The 21,988-nt window shown below is 61.7% G+C and carries 20 protein-coding genes; 14 read left to right on the top strand and 6 right to left on the bottom strand.

Going from position 1 to position 21,988, the window contains the following annotated elements; translation table 11 throughout:
- Window positions 1-9: 9 nt before the first annotated feature.
- Entirely contained in the window at window positions 10-915 is a 906-nt protein-coding gene (locus G5332_RS08670) for a 1,4-dihydroxy-2-naphthoate polyprenyltransferase (RefSeq protein ID WP_216980055.1), read from the bottom strand.
- A 208-nt stretch (window positions 916-1,123) separates the two neighbouring features.
- On the opposite strand from G5332_RS08670, the gene G5332_RS08665 reads away from it, so the two are divergent.
- The 9 genes from G5332_RS08665 (at window position 1,124) to G5332_RS08625 (ending at window position 12,424) form a co-directional block, all read left to right on the top strand.
- Window positions 1,124-2,446: an isochorismate synthase gene (locus G5332_RS08665; RefSeq protein ID WP_374996365.1), complete on the top strand. Its 1,323-nt coding sequence runs from the start codon at window positions 1,124-1,126 to the stop codon at window positions 2,444-2,446.
- 32 nt (window positions 2,447-2,478) lie between these two features.
- A complete protein-coding gene (menD, locus tag G5332_RS08660) occupies window positions 2,479-4,236 on the top strand; it encodes a 2-succinyl-5-enolpyruvyl-6-hydroxy-3-cyclohexene-1-carboxylic-acid synthase (RefSeq protein WP_421172274.1) in 1,758 nt (585 codons plus the stop codon).
- The gene (gene menH / locus G5332_RS08655) at window positions 4,196-4,993 is read left to right on the top strand and encodes a 2-succinyl-6-hydroxy-2,4-cyclohexadiene-1-carboxylate synthase (RefSeq protein ID WP_421311229.1); all 798 of its coding nucleotides are present in this window, start codon (window positions 4,196-4,198) and stop codon (window positions 4,991-4,993) included. Before menD ends, menH begins: the two co-directional genes overlap by 41 nt.
- Window positions 4,986-5,111, top strand: coding sequence for a hypothetical protein (locus tag G5332_RS08650; RefSeq protein ID WP_258224330.1), 126 nt, complete (start codon window positions 4,986-4,988; stop codon window positions 5,109-5,111). Before menH ends, G5332_RS08650 begins: the two co-directional genes overlap by 8 nt.
- Complete coding sequence (gene menB / locus G5332_RS08645) at window positions 5,104-5,964, top strand: 1,4-dihydroxy-2-naphthoyl-CoA synthase (protein ID WP_005354934.1); 861 nt, start codon at window positions 5,104-5,106, stop codon at window positions 5,962-5,964. Before G5332_RS08650 ends, menB begins: the two co-directional genes overlap by 8 nt.
- Entirely contained in the window at window positions 5,964-6,893 is a 930-nt protein-coding gene (gene menC / locus G5332_RS08640) for an o-succinylbenzoate synthase (protein WP_216950106.1), read from the top strand. Before menB ends, menC begins: the two co-directional genes overlap by 1 nt.
- Window positions 6,886-8,313: an AMP-binding protein gene (locus G5332_RS08635; protein ID WP_421172275.1), complete on the top strand. Its 1,428-nt coding sequence runs from the start codon at window positions 6,886-6,888 to the stop codon at window positions 8,311-8,313. The genes menC and G5332_RS08635 overlap by 8 nt, the downstream gene beginning before the upstream one ends.
- A 218-nt stretch (window positions 8,314-8,531) precedes the next feature.
- Window positions 8,532-11,291 carry a collagenase gene (locus G5332_RS08630; RefSeq protein WP_421249520.1) on the top strand — a complete coding sequence of 920 codons (2,760 nt, stop codon included), beginning with the start codon at window positions 8,532-8,534 and terminating at the stop codon, window positions 11,289-11,291.
- A 185-nt stretch (window positions 11,292-11,476) separates the two neighbouring features.
- Window positions 11,477-12,424: a SanA/YdcF family protein gene (locus tag G5332_RS08625; RefSeq protein WP_227341879.1), complete on the top strand. Its 948-nt coding sequence runs from the start codon at window positions 11,477-11,479 to the stop codon at window positions 12,422-12,424.
- 83 nt (window positions 12,425-12,507) lie between these two features.
- Here the strand turns inward: G5332_RS08625 and G5332_RS08620 are convergent, their stop codons facing one another.
- The 3 genes from G5332_RS08620 to G5332_RS08610 all read right to left on the bottom strand — a co-directional run bounded on the left by G5332_RS08620 (window position 12,508) and on the right by G5332_RS08610 (window position 14,812).
- Entirely contained in the window at window positions 12,508-13,122 is a 615-nt protein-coding gene (locus tag G5332_RS08620) for a superoxide dismutase (RefSeq protein WP_064341604.1), read from the bottom strand.
- Window positions 13,123-13,139: 17 nt separating this feature from the next.
- Window positions 13,140-13,619 carry a hypothetical protein gene (locus G5332_RS08615; protein WP_421249519.1) on the bottom strand — a complete coding sequence of 160 codons (480 nt, stop codon included), beginning with the start codon at window positions 13,617-13,619 and terminating at the stop codon, window positions 13,140-13,142.
- Between the two features lie 176 nt (window positions 13,620-13,795).
- Complete coding sequence (locus G5332_RS08610; protein WP_227341877.1) at window positions 13,796-14,812, bottom strand: chemotaxis protein; 1,017 nt, start codon at window positions 14,810-14,812, stop codon at window positions 13,796-13,798.
- Window positions 14,813-15,013: 201 nt separating this feature from the next.
- Between G5332_RS08610 and G5332_RS08605 the strand changes: the two genes are divergently transcribed.
- Window positions 15,014-15,733, top strand: a complete 720-nt coding sequence (locus G5332_RS08605) for an SDR family NAD(P)-dependent oxidoreductase (RefSeq protein WP_227341876.1) — start codon at window positions 15,014-15,016, stop codon at window positions 15,731-15,733.
- Here the strand turns inward: G5332_RS08605 and G5332_RS08600 are convergent.
- Window positions 15,720-17,786 (bottom strand): tRNA(Met) cytidine acetyltransferase TmcA, encoded by a 2,067-nt coding sequence (locus G5332_RS08600; RefSeq protein WP_421311228.1) that lies wholly within the window; start codon window positions 17,784-17,786, stop codon window positions 15,720-15,722. The genes G5332_RS08605 and G5332_RS08600 overlap by 14 nt on opposite strands.
- A complete protein-coding gene (locus tag G5332_RS08595) occupies window positions 17,783-18,094 on the bottom strand; it encodes an HlyU family transcriptional regulator (protein ID WP_421267755.1) in 312 nt (103 codons plus the stop codon). The genes G5332_RS08600 and G5332_RS08595 overlap by 4 nt, the downstream gene beginning before the upstream one ends.
- Window positions 18,095-18,230: 136 nt before the next feature.
- Between G5332_RS08595 and G5332_RS08590 the strand changes: the two genes are divergently transcribed.
- The 4 genes from G5332_RS08590 (at window position 18,231) to G5332_RS08575 (ending at window position 21,922) form a co-directional block, all read left to right on the top strand.
- On the top strand, window positions 18,231-18,437 hold the full coding sequence (locus tag G5332_RS08590) for a bacterioferritin-associated ferredoxin (protein ID WP_421267754.1): 207 nt from the start codon (window positions 18,231-18,233) through the stop codon (window positions 18,435-18,437).
- Between the two features lie 144 nt (window positions 18,438-18,581).
- The gene (gene bfr / locus G5332_RS08585) at window positions 18,582-19,061 is read left to right on the top strand and encodes a bacterioferritin (RefSeq protein ID WP_005335967.1); all 480 of its coding nucleotides are present in this window, start codon (window positions 18,582-18,584) and stop codon (window positions 19,059-19,061) included.
- A 202-nt stretch (window positions 19,062-19,263) separates the two neighbouring features.
- Complete coding sequence (locus tag G5332_RS08580; protein WP_227341873.1) at window positions 19,264-21,375, top strand: DUF885 domain-containing protein; 2,112 nt, start codon at window positions 19,264-19,266, stop codon at window positions 21,373-21,375.
- An 88-nt stretch (window positions 21,376-21,463) separates the two neighbouring features.
- Window positions 21,464-21,922 carry a methylglyoxal synthase gene (locus tag G5332_RS08575; protein ID WP_287975221.1) on the top strand — a complete coding sequence of 153 codons (459 nt, stop codon included), beginning with the start codon at window positions 21,464-21,466 and terminating at the stop codon, window positions 21,920-21,922.
- The last annotated feature ends 66 nt before the right edge of the window (window positions 21,923-21,988 follow it).

The following is a 21,988-nucleotide window of genomic DNA, read 5'->3' as shown; positions in this document are numbered from 1 at the left end:
GACCAGCTGTCAGGAGAGCGCCAACCCGATGGAGAGTAGCAGGCTGAACAGAAAGGCGCTGATGGCGGTCTTCTTGAGGGCACCGGTCAGCACCTCGCCATCGTAGCTTTCGCGCAAGGTGCGGGCCGCATCGCTGAGCGGCTTCATGGCGGGCAGGAAGATCCACGGCCAGAAACTGGCGGGCTGGATCAGGATAAAGGCGATGGTTGCCAGCAACGCCGCCCCCAGCAGTACCCAGTGATAGGCGATGGCGCGGTTGCGGCCAAGGCGCACCGCCAGGGTGATCTTGCCGCTGGCGGCGTCGGTCTCGATGTCGCGCACATTGTTGATATTGAGCACGGCGGTGGCCAGCAAACCACAGGCGGTGGCTGGCAACAGCAGATCCCACTCCAGACTCTTGGTGAAGAGGTAGTAGGAGCCGAGCACCCCCAGCAAGCCGAAGAAGAGGAACACAGAGATATCGCCAAACCCGCGATAGCCGTAAGGAGTCTTGCCGACGGTGTAGGTCACCGCCGCCACGATGGCCGCGCCACCCAGCACAACAAATGCCAAAATCTGCAGCCACTGGCCGCCGAAGGCGCAGCCGAGCAGCAGCAGGCCACTGGCCACCGCCGCCAGCGCGGTCAGCCCCATCGCCACGCACATCTGCTTTTTGGTGATAAGACCGGAGACCACCGCCCGCTGCGGGCCGATCCGCTCGCCGTTGTCGGCGCCGGAGACCGCATCGCCGTAATCGTTGGCCAGATTGGAGAGGATCTGCAGAAGGATGGCGGTCAGCAGAGAGAGCGCCATGATGGTGCCATCGAAGGCGCCACGACTGGCAGCCAGCCCCGAGCCCAGCAGGATGGAAGAGCAGGCGAGCGGCAATGTTCGCAAACGCGCCGCCAGCAACCAAACAGAGAAGGTATTTGTCATTTTGTGATGGCCAAACAATCGGATATTGATCGTGTTAAGGGTTATCGAACCGGATTTGGGTATACTTGGCCCCGGAGAGTGAAGCTCCCGCGGGCGATTTACATGGACGAATGGGCAGATAATATATAGGAAATCATCGCCCTTTGGCATAAACCTACGGCATCCAGCTACCGGATCGCTCGTTACTACCCGGCTCAGACAAGAATCCATGTTGGCTCAGACCCATATCAAGCAACAACTGGACGCCCTGCGTCACAGCAACGTCAGCGGCTTCGTACGGTTGCGAGTGGCGATCGAAATCCGCTCCTTTCTGGGCTGGCTCGCGGCGCAAACCCTCTATCCCCGCATCTACTGGCAGGCCCGTGGAGAGGCTCGTCCCGAGTATGTCGCGCTGGGCGCCATCCATGAACTGACCGAACCGCACGCCATCAAGCAGGTGTGCACTAACACAGCCAACCAGCATCATGACGACAGCCCTCGCTACTATGGCGGACTGGCGTTCGATCCGGCCCAGTCCGGCTGGCAAGGGTTTGGCCCCTGCCGTTTCGTGCTGCCCCGCATCGAGCTGGTGCGCCGTGGCGAGTGCGTCAGTCTCTGCCTCAACCTTTGGCTGGATGAAAACAATCTCGAGGCCGAACTGCAGGCGGCCGAAGCCGCCCTCGATGCCCTGCGCCCGGAAGCCCCGCTGCCCGCCCTGCAAAAGCAGCCCTGGCAGCGACAGGATTGCCCCGGCCCCGCCCAGTGGCAGACGCTGGTTGAGCGCGTCACTGCCCCCGATTTTCAGGCCCACACCCCCAAGGTGGTGCTGTCGCGGGAGAGCCGGCTGACCAGTCCGAACCATGATGCGGATATCAATCCCTGGGCCATGCTCGACCAGTGGGCCCGCCACGCCCAGGACTGCTTCCACTTCGGTTTTCAATTCTCCCCCGAGCAGGCCTTTATCGCCTGCTCCCCCGAGCGGCTCTACCGCCGGGAAGATCGCCACCTTTTTACCGAGGCGCTGGCGGGCACCATCCGCCGCTCCGGCGATGAAGAGGTGGATGCCCAACTGGCTGCCGAGCTGCTGGCCGACAGCAAGAACCGGCTGGAGAACCGGCTGGTACATGCCGACATCCTCAGCCGTCTGGCGCCACTGACCCACGATGCCACCCTGACCGAGCCGCGCATTCTGAAACTGCGGCTGCTGCAACACCTCAAGTGCGATATCGAAGCCGAGCTCAAGCCCGGGGTCTGCGACTGGCAGTTGCTCGACGCCCTCCACCCGACGCCGGCGGTGGGCGGCGCCCCGCGCGAGGCAGCGCTCGCCTTTATCCGCGAGTTCGAGCCCTACGATCGGGGCTGGTACGCCGGAGCCTGCGGCATGCTGAGTCGGGAGACGTCCGAGTTCTCGGTCGCCATTCGCAGCGCCCGCATTCAGCCGGGCAGCGTCACCCTGTTTGCCGGTGCCGGCATTGTCGCCGGTTCCGAGCCTGTCGCCGAGTGGGCCGAACTCGACAACAAGATCGCCAATGTGCTCTCCCTGCTGGGATAGTCATTCACCCTTTTCACGCTACGAGAGCCCCTATGCCCACCCGTAAAGAGCCTGCCAGCGAAGAGTTTGCCTGCACACCGTTTTCGAGCCAGCACGCCACCTTCAACCACGTCTGGTCCTCCCTCTTGCTGGAGGAGCTCTTTCGCCTCGGGGTGCGCGATATCGCGCTGGCCCCCGGCTCCCGCTCTGCGCCGCTGACCATGGCCGCCGCGGCCCATCAGGGCTTTCGTCGTCACTTGCACTTTGACGAACGCGGCCTCGGCTTTATGGCGCTGGGGCTAGCCAAGGGGAGCAACCGGCCGGTGGCGGTGATCATGACCTCTGGCACCGCGGTAGCCAACCTCTGGCCCGCAGTGGCTGAGGCCCAGCTCACCGGCGTGCCGCTGATTATTCTCTCCGCCGATCGTCCTCACGAACTTATCGACAACGGCGCCAATCAGGCGATCGACCAGCAGGGGATCTTCGGCCGCTACCCCGTCTATCAGCAGAACCTGCCGAGCCCCACCCCGACCATTCCGGCGGCGTTTGTGCTGAGCTCGGTAGATCAAGCCTTGGCCAAACAGGCACTCACTCCCGGAGTGGTGCACTTCAACTGCATGTACCCCGAGCCCCTCTATCCGGGCGAGCACTATCAGGATTTCTCCGACTATCTGGCCCCCCTGGGTGACTGGCTCGGCTCGCACAAGCCATGGAGCCCGTGGCAGCAAAACGAGCCGACCTGCCCACCTCAGGCGGAGTGGGAAACCTTTCGGCAACAGCGCGGCATCGTTGTAGCTGGCCGCATTACCGACCCGAATCAGGCACAGGCCGCCGCCGCGCTGGCGGAGCAACTCGGCTGGCCGCTGCTGGCAGATCTGCAGAGCCAGATCCGCTTCGACAGCCGCAACCTCATCCACATGGATCTGGCGCTCAACGACCCTGAATTCGTCGCCGAGTTGGGCCGCGCCGAGGTGCTGCTGCAATTTGGCGCGCGGCTTGTCTCCAAGCGGCTTGGCCAGTTCATAAAACACCATTCATGGCAGGATTACTGGCTGGTGGATCCGCAACCGGCGCGGCTCGATCCCGACTACCGGCTGCGCAACCGGCTGCTCTGCAGTGCCAGCGCCTTTGCTGCGGCCCATCCGGTCACCACACAAGCCCCCTGGCACACATTGGCCGAGCTGCAACACAACGCCAGCCAGCAGATCGCCGCTGCCTGCGAGCACTTCTCCGAGCTCGGGGTCTGCCATCGCCTCAACAGCCTGATCGAAGGGCAACTGTTTGTCGGCAACAGCATGCCGGCCCGACTGATGGATATGCTCGGCGAAACGGGCAAGGGGCCGAGCCGGGTGATGACCAACCGTGGCGCCTCCGGCATCGATGGCCTGATCGCCACCGCCTACGGATTTGCCCAATCGGTCGAGCCAGGCAGTGATGAGCCCACCACCCTGCTGCTTGGGGATCTCAGCGCCCTGCACGATCTCAATAGCCTCGCCCTGCTCAGCAAGGCGAGTCGACCGCTGGTGGTGATCCTGCTCAACAACGATGGCGGCAGTATCTTTCGCATGTTGCCGGTGCCCACCGAAGGGGAGCTGCTGGAGAGCTACTACCGGCTGCCCCACGGTCTCAGCTTTGAACATGCCGCCGCCATGTTTGGCCTCGCCTATCGGGCGCCGACCACCCTGCCCGAGTTCGAACGCGATTACAGCGCCGCCCTCCAACATGGCGTTACCTTGATCGAGATCCGGGTACCGAGCGAGCAGGTAGCCGATGATCTCAAGGCGCTGGGGGCCGCCATCCGTGGCAAATAAAGATGCCAATGTGCCGCTGGTGTTGCTGCACGGCCTGCTGGGGGATGGCGGCGACTGGCAACCGGTGATCGACCGGCTGCCCGCCATCCGCTGCATCGCCCTCGACCTGCCGGGTCACGGCCAGCATAGCGCTCTCAACGTCAGCGACTTTGAACAGAGCCACCAGTGGCTGGTTGCCGCGCTGGCCAGCCGCAATATTGAACGCTATCTGCTGGCGGGTTACTCGCTGGGTGGGCGACTGGCCCTCTACCACGCCAGCCGTGAGCCGGCGGGGCTATCGGGACTGCTGCTGGAGAACTGCCACCCGGGGCTGCCAGCCGGTGAGCGGGCCGCCCGCATCCAGCACGATGAACAGTGGGCGCGGCGCTTCGAGCAGGAGCCTCTGGCTGACGTGCTGGCAGATTGGTACCGGCAAGGGGTGTTTGCCGATCTTGACGATGCGGCTCGAGCCAGCCAGATCGCCCGCCGCCTTGGCAACGACGGTCAGGGCATCGCCACCACGCTGCGCGCCACTTCGCTCGGCAAGCAGCCGGATCTCGCCCCCTGGCTCATGGCGAGCCAGCTGCCGGTTACTTATGTGAGTGGCAAGCGGGATCACAAATTCCATCAGCTGGCTTGCCAGCTGGCGAACCAAAATCGCAGAATCAACCACTTGGTGCTGGATGGCGGCCATAATCTGCACGCCCATCAGCCTGATAACTTTGCCCGACTCCTCGCGGAGTGGGTCAACCAACAAGAAGAGACGAGTCATGATTGAAGCAATGACGGAAGCTGAACTGTATGCACCTGTTCAACATGCCGGGATTGCTCAACTCAGTGTTCAACTCGGTGCTCAACTGCACTCTCCCAGATCAGAAGGAAAAAACCATGATTGAAGCAATGACGGAAGCGGAACTGTACGCTCCGGTTGAGTGGCAGGATTGCTCCGCCGGTTACGAGGACATCCTGTATCACAAGTCCAACGATGGCATTGCCAAGATCACCATCAACCGTCCCCAGGTGCGCAACGCCTTCCGCCCCCGCACCGTCAAAGAGATGCTGCAGGCGCTGGCCGATGCCCGTTATGACGATCAGATCGGCACCATCATCCTGACCGGTTTTGGCGAGAAAGCCTTCTGCGCCGGCGGCGACCAGAAGATCCGTGGCGACTACGGTGGATACCGTGATGACGAGGGGACTCACCACCTCAACGTGCTCGACTTCCAGCGCGACATCCGCACCTGCCCGAAACCTGTGGTTGCCATGGTGGCCGGTTACGCGGTCGGTGGTGGCCACGTGCTGCACATGATGTGTGACCTGACCATCGCCGCCGACAACGCCCAGTTTGGCCAGACCGGCCCGAAAGTCGGCTCCTTCGATGGCGGTTGGGGTGCTTCCTACATGGCTCGCATCGTCGGCCAGAAGAAGGCCCGCGAAATCTGGTTCCTCTGCCGCATGTACGATGCCCAGCAAGCCCTCGACATGGGTCTGGTCAACACCGTCGTGCCACTGGCAGAACTGGAGCGCGAAACCGTGCGTTGGTGCCGTGAAATGCTGCAAAACAGCCCGATGGCGCTGCGCTGCCTGAAAGCGGCGCTCAACGCTGACTGTGATGGTCAGGCGGGCTTGCAGGAGCTGGCGGGCAATGCCACCATGCTGTTCTACATGACCGAAGAGGGTCAGGAAGGCCGCAACGCCTTCAACGAAAAGCGTCGCCCCGACTTCTCCAAATACAAGCGGAACCCCTGATGACACTAGCCCTGTATCGCTATCAACTGCCTTTTACCCAGCCCCTGACCTTTCACGGCAAGGTGGAGGTGGCGCGAGAGGGGCTGTTGGTGCGCATCAACGACGGCTGGGGGGAAATCGCCCCCCTGCCCGGCTTCTCGAAAGAGAGCCTGCAACAGGCAGAGGCAGAAGCCCTTGCCGCGCTGGCGGCCCTGGCCGCCGGCGACACCCCGAACCCCGTGCTGCCGTCGGTGCAATTTGGCCTCGACTGCGCGCGCCGGACATGGCCCGAGCAGCGCAACCCGCTGCCGGAGCCCTATCCCCTCATTCAAGGCTCCCCCCAGGAGCTGCTGCGCAACTGGAAAGAGTGGCTGCACCGCACGCCCGGCAAGGCCAAGCTGAAGGTGGCACGCTACCCGATGCGTGACGAGCTGGCGCTGATCCGCCTGCTGTGCGATCGCCTCCCCTCCCTCAAGCTGGTGCTGGATGCCAACCAGGGCTGGACCCGCGAGGAGGCGTGGACCTTCTGCGGCCACCTCGACCCGAATCGCATCGAGTATCTGGAAGACCCCTGCGCCGACTTTGCCGACATCGCCTTTGTCGCCAACCGCACCGGCATGCCGGTGGCGCTGGACGAACTGCTGGCGCAAGGCAAGCCGTGGGAGCCGATCCCGCAACTGCGAGCGCTGGTACTCAAACCCACCCTACTCGGTTCGCTGGCCAACTGCGAAGCGCTGATCGCCCGCGCCCGCGAACTGCGGCTCAAGGTGATCATATCCTCCTGCTTCGAATCGGATCTGGGCCTGAACCAGCTGTTTCATCTGGCTGGCGAATGGGCTCCCGAACAGGCACCAGGTCTGGATACCCGCCGCTGGATGGCGGGCAATCTGCTGGGGGAAGATGGCAAACCGGATCTGAGCCGACTGGAGCAACTGTATTACCGTGATTGACCCTTCCCGTTCACCCGAACAGACACCTTGCCCGGTACGCCACCGGGCAATCACAGCACCGAACCGCATTGCCATCCACGCCGCCTCGCCTCTCAGTTATCGCCAGCTCGATGCTCGCCTCAACAGCCTGTGCCAACAGCTGGAACAAGCCGGAGTGCGTCGTGGCGCTCATCTGGCGGCGGTGGTGCGCGGTGCGCTGGAAGATGTGCTGCTGGCATGGGCCTGCGTGCGCAGCGGCGTGGTGTTCTGCCCGCTCAACCCCGCCTTTCCTCTCGAAAAGCAGCGCGAGCTGGCGGTGCAACTCGATGCCGATGCCTTCTGGTCGGCAGGGGAGATCCCGGCAGGCAACTGGCAACCCTTGTGCCTCGACTTCACGCACGAACTGCCGGCAAGCGAGGAAACATGGCCGCTGGAATCGACCCAGCTTAACAATATGATCCTCACCTCGGGCTCCAGCGGCACGCCGAAAGCGGTGGTGCACCGGCTCTGCAACCACCTGGCCTCGGCACGCGGCTCTGCCACCCTCATTCCCCTCGATGAGGCCTGCGGCTGGCTACTCTCCCTGCCGCTGTTCCATGTGGGCGGCTACGCCATCCTGTTTCGGGTCTTTCTGGCGGGCGCCACGTTGGTGCTGGATCAACGTGAACGCTCCCTCAAGGAGCGGCTGGAGTGCCAGCCCATCACTCACCTCTCGTTGGTGCCAACCCAGCTCTGGCGCCTGCTGGCAGAGGGTTTTGATCCCGCCCGTACCCGCCTGCGCGAGTTGCTGCTCGGCGGTGCCGCCATCCCGCAACCGCTGGTGAGCCGCCTCTGCGCCATGGGGCTCGAACCCAAGGTGAGTTATGGTCTCTCCGAGATGGGCAGTCAGGTCTGCACCGCTATACCCGGCGATACAGGCGTAGTTGGCAAACCGCTACCGGGACGGGAAGTGTGCATCAGGGAGCAGGAGATCTGCGTGCGCGGCGCCACCCTGTTTGCCGGTTACTACCGAGATGGCGAGCTGGAACTGCCCCTCGATGACGAGAGCTGGTTTCATACCCGCGACAAGGGGAGGTTCACTGCGGCAGGGGAACTGCTGGTAGAGGGGCGGCTCGATAACCTCTTTATCTCGGGTGGCGAAAACATCCAGCCCGAAACCATCGAGCAGCGACTGGTGGATCATCCCGCTGTCGCCCAGGCGCTGGTGGTACCGGTACCGAGCGATGAGTGGGGGCAACGCCCCGCCGCCTTTATCGACTGGCACGGTGAGCCGGTTCCCTACCCCGAGCTGGCAGCCTGGATCCGCAGCGCCTTGCCCGGCTTTATGGTGCCCGACCACTGGCTCCCCTGTCCCGATCTTGGCGGCAATCTCAAACCCTCCCGCCAACTGCTGGGCAAGGTAGCCCGACAACAAACCACTCGGGCACGACAAGCTGAATGAGATCGGACTCACAATTTCCCGATCTTCTTTGAAAACAAAAAAGAAACATGTGAGTCCTCACTGCGGCGCCAACCCACGATAATTCGATCAGGCTCAAAAAGCCACCATCTTATTGATTTATCTGATTTTTAATTGGCAATTGATATCCTTTTGGAACTGTTTAAATTGCCTTGCGATTACTCGCAAGACAATACACAAACAACAACAAAGGGATAAAAATGAACCGCTCAGGTACCGGGTGGCTGCTGCTGGCAGGCCCCCTGCTTTTGGCTACATCCTCGGCGCAAGCCAACTACTCCCCCAATGACTGGCGACAGTATCAGCTGACTGGCGAATCGAGCCGGCAACTGGCCGCGCGCATCACCGAGATCACCTACGAGCTCAAGGCGCGCAGCAGCAATGCTCCTTACCAGCAGCTTAGGGTCTACCGTCGCTTCGACTGGCAGAACAGCGATCTCGCGGCCCTCGCCGAACAGCAGTGTGGCGAGCCGCAGCTCAAGGTAGATGCGGGCTGGCAGATCCGCTTCGTGCGCTGTGAAGATCGGATTCCAGCGGGCAAGCTCATTCCCGCCAGCAGTTATGACTTCGGTTATGGCCTCAAGCAGGGTCGCTGGGAGCAGCTGGCGGGCACGCCGACCGCCCAGCGGCAGGATCGTCTGCCGCTGCCGCAAGCCATCATCCTGGGTCAGAGCGAAAGGGAGCTGGATCGTTGCGAGCTCAACGCGCAGGGCCGCTGCGCCGAGTCGGAGTGGCACTATCAGCCGCAGGATTGGCAGCAGTTGCAGGTACTTGAAGAGACCCCGAGTGAACGGGATGGCCGGTTGGAGCAGATCTTCTTCCGTCTGCAACCGGTGGCAGGCAGTCAGGCTGCCGCTCAGGTGAGCGAGCTCCATGTCTGGCGCCGCTATCAGTGGCAGCTGGATCAACTCACGCCTCAACAGGAGTGTGATGAGCCGCAGGAGCGCAAGGAGGGGAGCAACACCATCCGCTATCGCATCTGCCGTCAGGTGATCCCCGCTGGCAGCGAGGTTCAGGTAACGTTGCAAGATAGCGGCTACCAATACCCGGTCGCCGGCGGCGAGTGGCAACCCCTGCCAGAGAGCAAAGAGTGGCAGGAGAGCCGGGTGCTCAATCGCCCCATCGTGCTGGCCAGCAAGGAGGAGCAGCTGGAGTGCCGCCGTGCCAACGGTCGTCTCTGCTCGGAGCCAGAGCAGCCCGATGTGGATCTGCTCGACAGCGATGCCGCCAAACTGGTGGCCGACGTGAGCGGCCAGAACAGTCCTGCCTGGCAGGCGGATTACGGCCACGATGACGCCAAGCTGATGGCGGTGGTGCGCGGCATGCGTGCCCTGCTGGCGGCCAACCAACCGACCCATCCGGCAATGGACAAGCTGCTCTACTATGTGCGCGCCCACAACTACCACGGCGGCGTTGGCAAAGAGAGTGATCAGGCCGCCCGGGCTCTGGCCGGGGTGATGATTGATCTGCTCAACCACCCATTGCTGCTGGGAGCTGAACCACAGGATCAGGCTGGCACAGTGCTGGAAGCCTGGAGCGTGGCAGCGCAGGGCCAACTTGGCCAAGCCGCCTTCCGCCAGAGTGCCGCCCCCATGCTGACCCAGCTCAACCAGGCGCTCGGCTATGCGGTGCAACATGCGGCACAGATCAATGGCCACAAACCCTGGGCCGACGGCCTGTTCGAGCTGCTCAATCTGGTCGATCAGAGCGCCTCTTACGGTCAGCAGGCTGACTTCAGCGCAGCTGTGCTGCAGCAGGAGGCTGCATTGCGCCAGAGCCTGCTGCAACTGGGCCTGAGCGAACTGGCCCTCTGGAAACAGCGCGATGGCTCACGGGATCTGTTTATCTTCAACAACATCCTCGATGCCCACAGCCGCCTCTACCAGATGATGCGCTACCTCCATCACACCAGTCCGGATAAGGCGATTGCCTATCGCCAACAGCTGGATCGCGATGTCATCGCCATCATGCGCCAGCAGGGGCTGATCCCGGGTGGACAGCATCCGGCTGCCATGCTGGAAGAGGTCTCCCTGACCCTCTCCAGCTACTACCTCACCTACACGGATCGCACCAGCGAAGCCTGTGTCAGTGGCGAGTTCGCCGGGCTTTGTACCCCGATCCGCATGGAAGATATTCTGCCGTTCGAGCACACCTGCTCGCCAACCCTGCGTCTGCGCGCCCAGGATCTGACCCAGGCTGAGGCCGAAGGGATCTGCCGCGAGCTGGGTGATGAAGAGCAGCGCTTCCACCAGCAGATGGAGACAGGCTGGCAACCGGTGGCCGATGATCACAACGAGGCGCTGGAGCTGGTGATCTTCAACTCCTCCGCCGACTGGGGCCGCTACGGCAGCGCGCTGTTTGGCGTATCCACCGACAATGGCGGCATCTATATTGAGGGGGATCCGGCTCGCCCCGGCAATCAGGCCCGCTTCTTCGCCTATGAGGCGGAGTGGAAACGCCCTGCCTTCCAGGTGTGGAACCTGCGCCACGAGTACGTTCACTATCTGGATGGCCGCTTCAACCAGTACGGCAGTTTCGGCCACTATCCGCTCAACCGCACTACCTGGTGGGCCGAGGGGATTGCAGAGTACATCGCTCACGGCCAGTGCTTTGCCCGGGGTCTGGATAACGTGGCAAACCGCCCTGCCAACCAGCGCCCGACACTGGCGGCGATCCTCCACCTTGACTACGAGCAGGGTGGCGAGATGGTCTACTCCTGGTCCTATACCGTGCACCGCTTCCTCAACGATACCGGTCGCGGCGCCTGCTGGCTGGCGCTGGCACAGGCGCTTCGCAACCCGGATCGGCAGCAGGCGATGAGCGACTTCGAAGGGGTGCTGGACCGGCTGATCGCCAACGACAGCGACGCCTATCAGGCGTGGCTCGCCCGGGATCTGCTGCCCTGGTGGCAAACAAACAAGGAGTCAGACGCCTGCAAGGGTAACGACTCCGCCCACTGATAGACATCCAACACAAAGAGGGGCTGCCACCGCAGCCCCTCGCTTTTTCCCCCGCACTCCCTCCTCTGCTGCGACAACCTCTGCCCGAATGAGGTGCCCGCCCGTTATCAAGCCTGACGCCAGCGGCCGAGTTGTAATAGAATGCCGATAGCCATTCCCAACTTCAGACCCTGACCGCACCGCGCATGAAGAAGTTTGCCAAGATCCTCCTCGCCTGCCTCGTTTTGCTGCTGGCCCTGATTGCCATGCTGCTGGGCTACAGCGAGTGGATCGTCTCGGATGCCCGTCACTACACCTACGATCGGGTGGACAAGGTGCCCTACAACCGGGTTGCGGTGGTGCTGGGTACCTCCAAATATCTCTCCGGTGGCGGCCCCAACCACTACTTCAAATACCGTATCAAGGCGGCGGCCGAGCTCTACAACAATGCCAAGGTGGACTTCATCATCGTCTCCGGTGACAACGCCACCGTGCAGTACAACGAGCCACGCCAGATGCGCCGCGCCCTGATCAAGGCGGGCATCCCCGCCTCCGCCATCTATATGGATTTCGCCGGATTCCGCACCCTCGACTCAGTGGTTCGCGCCAAGGAGGTGTTCGGCCAGGAGCGCTTTACCGTGGTCTCCCAGGGCTTTCATAACGAGCGGGCCATTTTCATCGCCCGCCATTTCGGTATCGATGCGGTCGGCTTCAATGCCGAGGACCCCAGCGCCTATCAGGGGATCCGCACCCGGGTGCGGGAAGTCTTTGCCCGCCTGATGGGGTTGCTCGACCTCTATGTACTGGACAAGGGGCCCAAGTTTCTCGGGGCACCGGTCCCCATCGGTCTGCCTGTGCCTTGCCAGTCACTGAGCACCATCGGCAGCCTGCAACCCTGCCTCAAACAGCCCAAACCGGCTGTGGATGAGGCAAAGCCAGCGGCAGTCTCTGCCGCGGTTGCCACCGAGTCTGCTACTCCATCAGCCTCGGCCGTGACGGAACAAGTCACGCTAGCTTTATCCGCTGCGGCAACGACTGAGCCGGTCACTCCCGCCAAATCCGCGGCAGAAACCGCCGCCGAGATGCCCAGCGCGGCCTTGCCCACGTTGCCGGTGGCCTCTTCAGCCGCCAGCGCCAGCACAGCCACACCATAAACAGACGACCCGCCAACTGGCGGGTCTTGCTATTACAGCGCGGGTTGTGGCGGTGAGCCTGCACACCCATACCCAGCGACAGGTCAGCCTCGCGCCGCCTGATAGCGGCGGGCCACTTCGGCCCAATCCACCACCTGATAGAAGGCTGCGATATAGTCAGGACGCTTGTTCTGGTACTTGAGATAGTAGGCGTGCTCCCACACATCCAGCCCCAGGATCGGGGTATGGCCATGCATCAGGGGACTATCCTGATTGGCACTGCTCTCCACCTGCAATCTGCCCGCCTTGTCCACCACCAGCCAGGCCCAGCCGCTACCAAAGCGGCTCAGGGCCGCCTGAGTGAAGGCCTGCTTGAAAGCATCGAATCCCCCCAATTCCCGCTCGATGGCCAGCGCCAGCTCACCGCCTGGCTCACCGCCCCCCTGCGGGCTCATCACCAGCCAGAACAGGGAGTGGTTGGCATGGCCGCCGCCATGGTTGCGGACCGCCCCTTGCAAGGTGGCGGGCAGAGTATCGAAGCGGCGCAGCAGATCCTCAACCGGCAGTGCAGCCAGCTCTGGCGCCCCTTCCAGTGCGGCGTTGAGGTTATTGATATAGGTCTGGTGATGACGGCTATGGTGGATCTCCATGGTCAGGGCATCGATATGGGGTTCCAGTGCGTCGTAGGCATAGTTCAGGGCAGGCAGGGTATGGCTCATGATGACCTCTGTTCGGATTAATGGAGCCGGGATGAGGGCTCGCTCTGACACAGGCAGTGACCGAGCGAACGCATGATCCCGGCGTGGCTGCCGTGGCGCTGTACGAACGTCAGCAACTCGGCACTGGTTGTGCGGGTATGGCGCAAAGCCGCCTCTCGCAGGCGAGAGGAGCAAGCGGGGGAGTGACAGGTCGCCAGCAGGCAGTCGTGCACATAGCAGAGCAGGTCGGCGGCGCGATCGGACAGAGTCATGGCCACCAGCAGATCCGCCAGATTGTGGTGAGCCACAACCAGCGCAGCCACCGCCTCATCGGCGTCATGCCACTGCACCAATTGCTGACGAGCCAGCCAGAGCGCCTGCTGATAATGGGCCAACGCCTGATGATACTCGCCGCAGTCAAACAGCCGGTTACCCTCTCGAGTCTGCTGTTTCCAGTGACTCATGCTGCTGCCACCTTCGGTTGACTCGACCCACCCCTTCACCCAGGTTGCTGTCATATACTTCACACCAACAAATGATAATAATTATCATTACATAAATCATATCCGGGAGACAAGGGGCGTCTGGAATCGCAGCAAACAGCCAAAACAGCGCGGCCACCCCTTGGCAAGGAGTGGCCGCTTGAGGCAACCGGTCAGTGGATTCGACCGGCCAATGGCAAGTTAACGGCAGGTCAGATGTTGTTGGCTGGCGAAGGCGGGGCGATCCCCAGCAGCATATGGTCCATCATCCCCACCATGCGCCCTATCTCGGGCTTGGTGATGGTATCGTTGGCCCCCAGTTGCAGCGCTTTCTGGCGGTTGTCATCGCTCATCAGAGAGGAGAACATCACGATGGGCATATCCTTGTAGGAGGGGGTATCCCGTAGCCGCTTGAGCAGGTGCATACCATCCATGCGCGGCATCTCCACATCGGTGATCACCGCATTGACGAAGCCGGTCACCGGCATTCTCTCCTCCTGGGCCAGACGATCGAAATCCGTCATCATCTCCAGCCCCTCTCCCCCGTCCTTGGCCGTGATCACGTTGTAGCCAGCGGTGCGCAGGGTGGTCTCGATCATCTTGCGGATAAAGGCCGAGTCGTCCACCACCAGAATTGTTTTGCCCTGTCGCAGCGCCATCATGCGATCGTCGATAAGCACTTTGCGATCTTGGGTGACGTCGTACTTCTCCATGCTGAGCTCGGGGTTGATATCGGCGATGATCTTCTCGAAATCGAGGATCATGATGAGGTTGCCATCGCGCCTGACCACGGCCACCACGCAGTCGTTCTCCCCCGCCTCCAGAAACTGGCTGGGGGACTCCACATCCTCCCAGGATACCCGGTGGATCCTGCTGACGCTATCGATCAGAAAGCCGTTGGCCATCTTGTTGAAGTCGGTGACGATCACCACCTTGTGGCTGGGGTCAGGGTTGGTCTTGATGCCGAGCCAGCCCGCCAGATCCACCAGCGGGATGAGGCGATCCCGCAGGGAGAAGACCCCCACCATATGACGCTGGGCGTTGGGGTAATCTGTGGTCTCCGGCACCCGGATCACCTCGCGCACCTTGGCGACGTTGATCCCGTAATAAGCGGTTTTTTCACGGCCGTCCGGTAGCTGCTTCTTGAGGTGAAACTCGATGATCTCAAGCTCGTTGGTGCCACTTTCGGTCAGGATAGATTTACGCTCTTCCCCATCTTTGGACATCATGGTGACTCTCATTCTGGTTGCGCGGGCAGCAGACCGCTGCGGTTTTCCCTCAGTATAGGAATGGAATTCACCCAACGGCTCGGATCTCGGCAAGATTGCATCGTTAACCGCTTGATCCCGCAGGCTGGCGGGATCGTATCTGCCAATCAGGACAACATTGGCGGATGGTGAAATCCATCATGTACTTACAAGGAACCTGAGATGAGTGAAGGTATCGTCGTGATTGGCGCTTCTGGCGGGATCGGGGCGGCTCTGGTGACACACTGGTTGGCGGCGGGTGTCGGGCCAGTGATTGCCATCAGCCGTCAGCCCGCACCAGCAGGAGCCTCTTCGCCAGCCCTGCACTGGCTATGTTGTGATTACAGCGATGAGCAGATGGCAACTGCGGTAGCCCGCATCGCGGAGTTGGCACCGAAACCGCACAGGGTGGTGATCTGCAACGGCATCCTGCATCAGGGGGAGATCCAGCCGGAGAAGCGGCTCGAATCACTCAATCTTGATGCCATGACCCGTCTCTACCAGACCAACGCACTGCTGCCGCTGTGCTGGTTCAGCCAGTTGTTACCGCTGTTTGGCCGCGAGCCTTGCACTCTGGCCGTTCTCAGTGCCCGGGTCGGCAGCATTGGCGACAACCGAGCGGGCGGCTGGTATGGCTATCGCGCATCCAAGGCTGCCCTCAACATGCTGCTCAAGTGTGCCGCCATCGAGCTGGCCCGGCGGGCCCCAGGCGTCAAATTGTTGGCCTTCCATCCCGGCACAGTGGATACCCCGCTCTCCCGCCCGTTTCACGCCAATGTACCGGCGGGAAACGTGCAGAGTCCCGAGCAGGTAGCCAACCATCTGGTTAACCTGATGAACCGGCTACAACCGGATGGCGAACTGAGCTTTCTCGACTGGCAGGGCAACCCTATCGAGTGGTAGAGGAACTCAAGAGACGCGCCAGCAGCGCCCGCAAACTCTTGATCACGGCCGGCTTGCCCGCCAGTTGCAACCTCGCAGCCAGTCTTCCCCAGTCGGCATATTGCCAGATGGCTGCTATCAGCAGATAACGCTCGTCAGGAGTCAGTGAAGCCAGCACAGCCAGATGGCGTGCCAGCCATAACTGCAAGCTCGACTGGCTCAGTTCGAACGGCTTGTGATGCAGGGCAAAGCACTCAATCTCGTCGCGCTCGAACTCGCCAAGCTCCGCTGCGGTAGCGGTACTGCCTTGCAGACATTGCCATACCAGCTCGGGATCCAGCTCGCTCAACTCACCAGCCAGCAGGGTAGGCAACTGGCGAATGAAACGCTGCTGCCACTGATCCAGCTCGGGCTCATGCTCGGGTTTCAGCGCCTTTAGCAGCAGGGCTGCGTGGCAGCCGCTGGCGGCATCCCGTTGCAGACCGATGCGCAGCACCTCCAGCCCTGCCTTGCGCCAGAAGGGGAGCAGGTCGGCGCTGGCCGAAAAGGCCGAGCCGAGGTAGTCGGTGCCAATCTGGCGATAGTGCTCCTCAAGCTTGCCAAGCAGCAGTGAACCCAGACCGTGCCGTTGCAGCTCGGGGTGGATGGCGATACGCATCACCCGGGCGTAGCTGCGCCCCCCCGCAGTCTTGAAACCGGCATGAGCTAGCAGCGACTGGGGCAGCAGATGGCCGCGCGGACGACGACGCCCGGCCCAGATCGCCTCGGCCAGCTCGGGATCTATCTCCCCTTCCCGCGCCACCAGCGCCACTCCCAGCAGGCACACATCCTGCTCCAGCAGATGGATGTCCAGATCCGGACTCTCCAGCAGGGATCTGAGATCGCTCGGCGTAGTCTGGTAGTGGGCCAGCACCAGCAAGCCGAACAGCTGGTTGAGCAACGCCTCGTCGCTCGCCAGCGCCTCCTGACAGATAAGACGCCAGCTCGGGCTGGTCGGCGGCAAGGGAGTTGCGACTTCGGCATTGAGGCCGAGCAGGCGGAAAATCAGCGGCTCCAGTGGATCACGCTCACTCCAGCGAATGGGTTCAGAGAGGCGGATCTCCTGCCACTCCGGGGTCTGGCTATCGAGCACACGCTTGAAGCGCAGGTGAAAACCGCGCCCCGTCCCTTCGTAACCGTGCTCGGTGGTGGCAAACACAATGCGGCTGTGTCGGGCCAGCATAGCCTCAAGCAGCGGGGTCGGAATGGCAGCCGCTTCATCCACCAGCAGCAGATCGGGATTCATCGCCTCGTGCACCAGCCGATCCGGCGAGCAGTAGCTCAGTCCGGCCAGCTGTTCAGGCGTGGTATCTAGCCCGCGAGCTGCGTGGGCAAACAGGGTCGCTACCGTTGCCTGCGAGGGGGCCGTCACCACTATGTTCAGCGAGGGTTGCTGGCGCAGCAGCTCGGCGGCAGCCAGCCCCAGCAGCGCACTCTTGCCACGACCGCGGTCGGCGCTCAGCACCAGCGGCCGACGGCGATGACCATGCAACACCTTGTGGATGGCGGGCAGTGCCCGTGCCTGATCGCTGCTCAGCCTGCGCTCGGGCCCAATCGGTTGCCACGGCTGCGAGCAAACCGGCGGCTCCAGCGAGAGGGCTGGCTCCCCCGCCAGCAACCGCACCAGCCGGGCGATAAAGCCGTGACCAGCCCGACCGGCCTCCTCCGGCTGGGCCACCAGCCGAATCCGGTCGGGATCCGGCCATGCGGGCCAGCTCTCTCTGGGCGGCGTCAGCAGCAACAGCAAGCCACCGGCGCACAGAGTACCCGCCAGCGCCCCGAAGGCGTCGGGATGAAAGCCGCTGAAGGCATTGAACACCAGCGTGTCGCACTCCTGACCGAGCCGCTGCAGCGCCTTGGCGGCGGGTTGCGGAGCATAATGCTCGGGCCCGGCGCCCAGCCAGAAGACGGTCTCGCCGAGCAGGGATTGAGCGCGGGCAATGCAGTCGGCCTCCTCCCCCTCCAGCCAGATCAGGCGTCGCTCACCGGCGCGGGCCAGCGCCTCGCGCAGCAGGGTGACCTCTTGCAGTGTCATGAAGCTTGGCTGTCAGCCGGTTTGCGGGGCTCGAACATGCGATCTCCCATCTGATCGATAAAGATGTGGGCCTTCTGCACCATGAAACGCTCGGCATCGGCCGGATTGGCAAACAGATCGGAGCGGATAAAGCGGTGGGTCAGCAGTACGCCGTCCAGCTCCTTGGTGATGCGGCCCGCCAGTCGGTACTGGCCACCTTCTGCCATGGGTTCCGGATAGATTAGATAGCCGGCATATTCGGTGGGAGTGACTTCCGGCGCCTTGGTCGGCTCGCCCCCGAACAGGGCGCTGAACAGTTTCTTGAGCATGGTGATCTCCTCTGGTTGCCAGCATTGTCCCCAAGGGGTTGCACAGTGGCAAGCAGGGGATCTTATTACCAATGGTTATTTGCACTACGAACCATTCTCATTTAGATTTCATCTCATTCCACAAGAGGTGACCATCATGTACGTCTGTTTGTGCCGCGGCATCACAGATACCCAGATCCGCAAAGCGGTGCAGTCAGGTAAAAGCGAATTCCGCCAGCTCAAGCAGTCGCTCGAGCTGGGCGCCCAATGTGGCAAATGCGTGCGCATGACCATGGAGATCATCGCCGCCGAACTCGACAAGATGGAGCAGGAGCAACCCGTGCTCTACTACGAAGTGGCCTGATCCGGACACCTCTTTTCTGATGCGACCCGACAACAGGGTCACCCCTTTTCTCAGGCGAGCTGGCTCGCCAGACCTCTTGTTGTCACTTTTCTGGACTAAGCTCTAACGATCGAAGCCTCAGGCACGAACCAAGGAGCACTGTCGATGAAAGGAGATCCCAAGATCATTGCCCACCTCAACAAGGTGCTGGCCAATGAGCTGATTGCCATCAACCAATACTTCCTGCACGCCCGCATCTACGATGACTGGGGCCTCAAGGCGCTCGGGCACAAGGAGTATCACGAGTCCATCGATGAGATGAAACACGCCGACGAGCTGGTCAAGCGCGTGCTGTTTCTCGAAGGGCTGCCCAATTTGCAGGATCTGGGCAAGCTGCGCATCGGCGAGACCGTCGAAGAGATGTTGCGCTGCGACCTTTCGCTGGAGATGGATGCCATCCCCGACCTCAAGGTAGCCATCGCCTATGCCGAGTCGGTGCAGGACTACATCAGCCGCGACCTGTTCCAGGAGATCCTGGAGGATGAGGAGGAACACGTGGACTGGCTGGAGACCCAGCTAGACCTTATCGATCGCATCGGGCTGGAGAACTACCAGCAGTCGCAACTGCACCATGGTTCATCCTGAATAGTTATGGCATGAAAAAACGGTTAAAAAACCCGCTCAGGCGGGTTTTTTAATGTCTGGCTGCATAGCTTTTCACGCCACTTATCAGCATGAAAAATAAGCGTATTTTTGCTATTCAGATCGCAAAAACAGACGCTTGGGAGTTGCACTATTGGGGCCCCTCACAGGGACATACAATAACAACATGTGAAAGGACTAAATCATGCACTTCCTACCCAACAAGCTCGCGCTAGCCTGCGCCATTGCCCTGTCTCTTGCCGCCTGCAATGACAACAGCTCGAACGCACCTGCAGATCCCGCAGCCACCAAGGCATCCCTGATGCAGACCATGGATGAAGCCCTGCGAGAGAGCCAGTCGCTCGACCCCTACGGTTTTGCCATCGATGCCACCAGCATCGCCAAGCGCAAAGCACTCGACAGCTCACTGCTCCAACGACTGAATGCTCTGGATCCCACGGTGCTAAGTGAGCGGGATCGGCTGTTCTACGACATGATCCGCTGGGACTTGCAGATCAATCTTGAAGGATACGATTTACCCCAATCCCAGATCCCGATCCATCACTTCCGCAACCGCGTGGTGGATCTGGCAGATGACGTCGGAGCAGCCCCTGCCAGCGGCAAAGCGGCTCGCACCGTCAGCGGTGACTTCGACTATTTCGAGCACAGCTCGGCCGACAGGGTCACGCCGGGTGATGGCGCATGGCGACGGGATCTCGACCGCACAGACACAGCTCCGGCACTTGCAATGGCAACTCGAGCAAAGACAACAATGACCCCGCTGGCCTGGTATCAGGAACACCTCACCTGGCTCAAGGCCTATGATGTCTATCTTGCCGAGGTGAAACACCAGTTCGAGCTGGCCAGTGTTCAAGGCAACACCTTGCCTGATGAGCTGGTAGACCGGCTGCTGGCCCAGCTCAACAGCAAGCTGGATGGGGAGGCGATCGCCGGCTCCAACCTCGGCTGGCAGCAGTTGCCGGGGGATGCCGATGCCACACTGCGAGCAGACTACAAAGCCGTGTTGGACAGCATCAACACCCGCTATCTGGCGCTGCGCGACTATCTGGATTACCAGCATGGCGGCGCCTATGCAGTGCGCTTGGGTAGTGGCGAGTGTGATGATGGCTTCTGCGGCATGACCAACGGGCGAGACTGGTATCGCTGGCTGCTGAAGAAGCACACCACCACCAATATGACACCCGAGCAGGTACATGAGCTGGGATTGAGCGAGGTAGAGCGGATCTTCGCTGCCATGGTCAAGGTATGCCATTCCGTCGGCAAGTGTGACAGCGACGACGTGAGCCAGAGCAAGCAGAGCGGCCAGATCTACGCCTTCTTCCGCTATCTGAACGAGCCGACCTTCTTCTATCAGAACCCGCTAGAGGTCTGGTCCGCCGGCCTCAACCCGGACAATGCAGCCAGGGCGACGTTGAGCGGGCCACAGCAGCAGGCGCTGGCCGAACACGAGCGGGCACTGCAGGAGTACAACGTCTTCAAGAGCAAAGCAGCACTGGTGCTGCCAGACTTCTTCGATGCCGAACGTACCATTCCCAAACTGGATTACGAGGTGGTGCCCGTCTCCTATGAAGATGCGCCATACGGCGGGGTAGCCTGGTATCAGGACGGCAACCCGCAGACCGGCCGCAAGGGGCAGTTCTTCCTCAACACATACTACCCCTATGGTCTGCAGAGCTGGAACATCAGCACCCTGCTGGCCCACGAGGCGGCGCCGGGTCACCACTTCCAGATCACCATCGCCCAGGAGCTAGCCGCCAAGGATCCCGACTTCCCGCAGTACGTGGCTAACGCCTCCTACACCTCCTATGCGGAGGGCTGGGCGCTCTACACCGAGTATCTGGCGGATCACGACATGGGGCTCTATCAGGGGCGCGGTCTCTACGATCCGGCGGTGGGAGACGTGAAGGTCGAGGGGTCTTCCGCCTTCAACAACCAGTTGCAATACTTTGGCCGCCTCAACGAGGAGATGCTCAGGGCGATGCGGCTAGTAGTGGATACCGGTATCCACTGGTATGGCTGGAGCCACGATCAGGCCGTCAACTACATGAAGGAGAACTCGGCATTGGGTGCTGGGGACATCAGCTCCGAGGTACCGCGATACATGGCCTACACTGGCCAGGCGACCTCCTACAAAGCGGGCCAGCTGGCGCTGATCCGGATGCGGGAGTCGGCCGAGCAGGCACTGGGCGGAGGCTTTGACCTCAAGGCGTTCCACCACCATGTGCTGGAATACGGCATGCTGCCCATCTCGGTGCTGGAGCAGAAGAACAAGCAGTGGATTGAACAGTCGAAGTGATCACAGTTACGGCGCCCAGCAAGGCAACGGGCGCCGCTTTCGATTAGGATACGGCTCTATTCAAACAACACTGCTACGGATGATGTCCATGGAACAGATCGCCCGTGAGATGGCGGCCCACAAGCGAGTGGCGCTGGTGGCTCACGACAACATGAAGACCCCCCTGCTGAACTGGGTGATGCGGCGCAAGGAGGAGCTCAAACTCCACCACCTCTACGCCACCGGCACCACCGGTACCATGCTCGGCAAGAAGGCGCAACTGCCCATCACCTGCCTCTTCTCCGGCCCCATGGGGGGCGACCAGCAGCTCGGCGCCCTGATTGCCGAAGGGAAGATTGACGTGCTGATCTTCTTCTGGGATCCCCTCAATGCGGTGCCCCACGATCCGGACGTGAAGGCACTGCTGCGCCTCGCGGCAGTCTGGAACATCCCGGTCGCCACCAACGAGGCGACCGCCGACTTCATCATGGACAGCCCCCATATGCGCCAGGCCTTCAGCGTGCAGATCCCGGATTACGCCGGTTATCTCAAGGCGCGCACCGAGTGATCGGCTAACCCGTGATGCAAGAGGGCCGCAACAAGCGGCCCTCTTTAATTGGGAAAATGAATCAGC

This window comes from Aeromonas sp. 603757 (genome assembly GCF_049171255.1).
Taxonomy (GTDB): domain Bacteria; phylum Pseudomonadota; class Gammaproteobacteria; order Enterobacterales; family Aeromonadaceae; genus Aeromonas; species Aeromonas veronii_A.
This window is presented reverse-complemented; position numbering and strand designations above follow the sequence as displayed.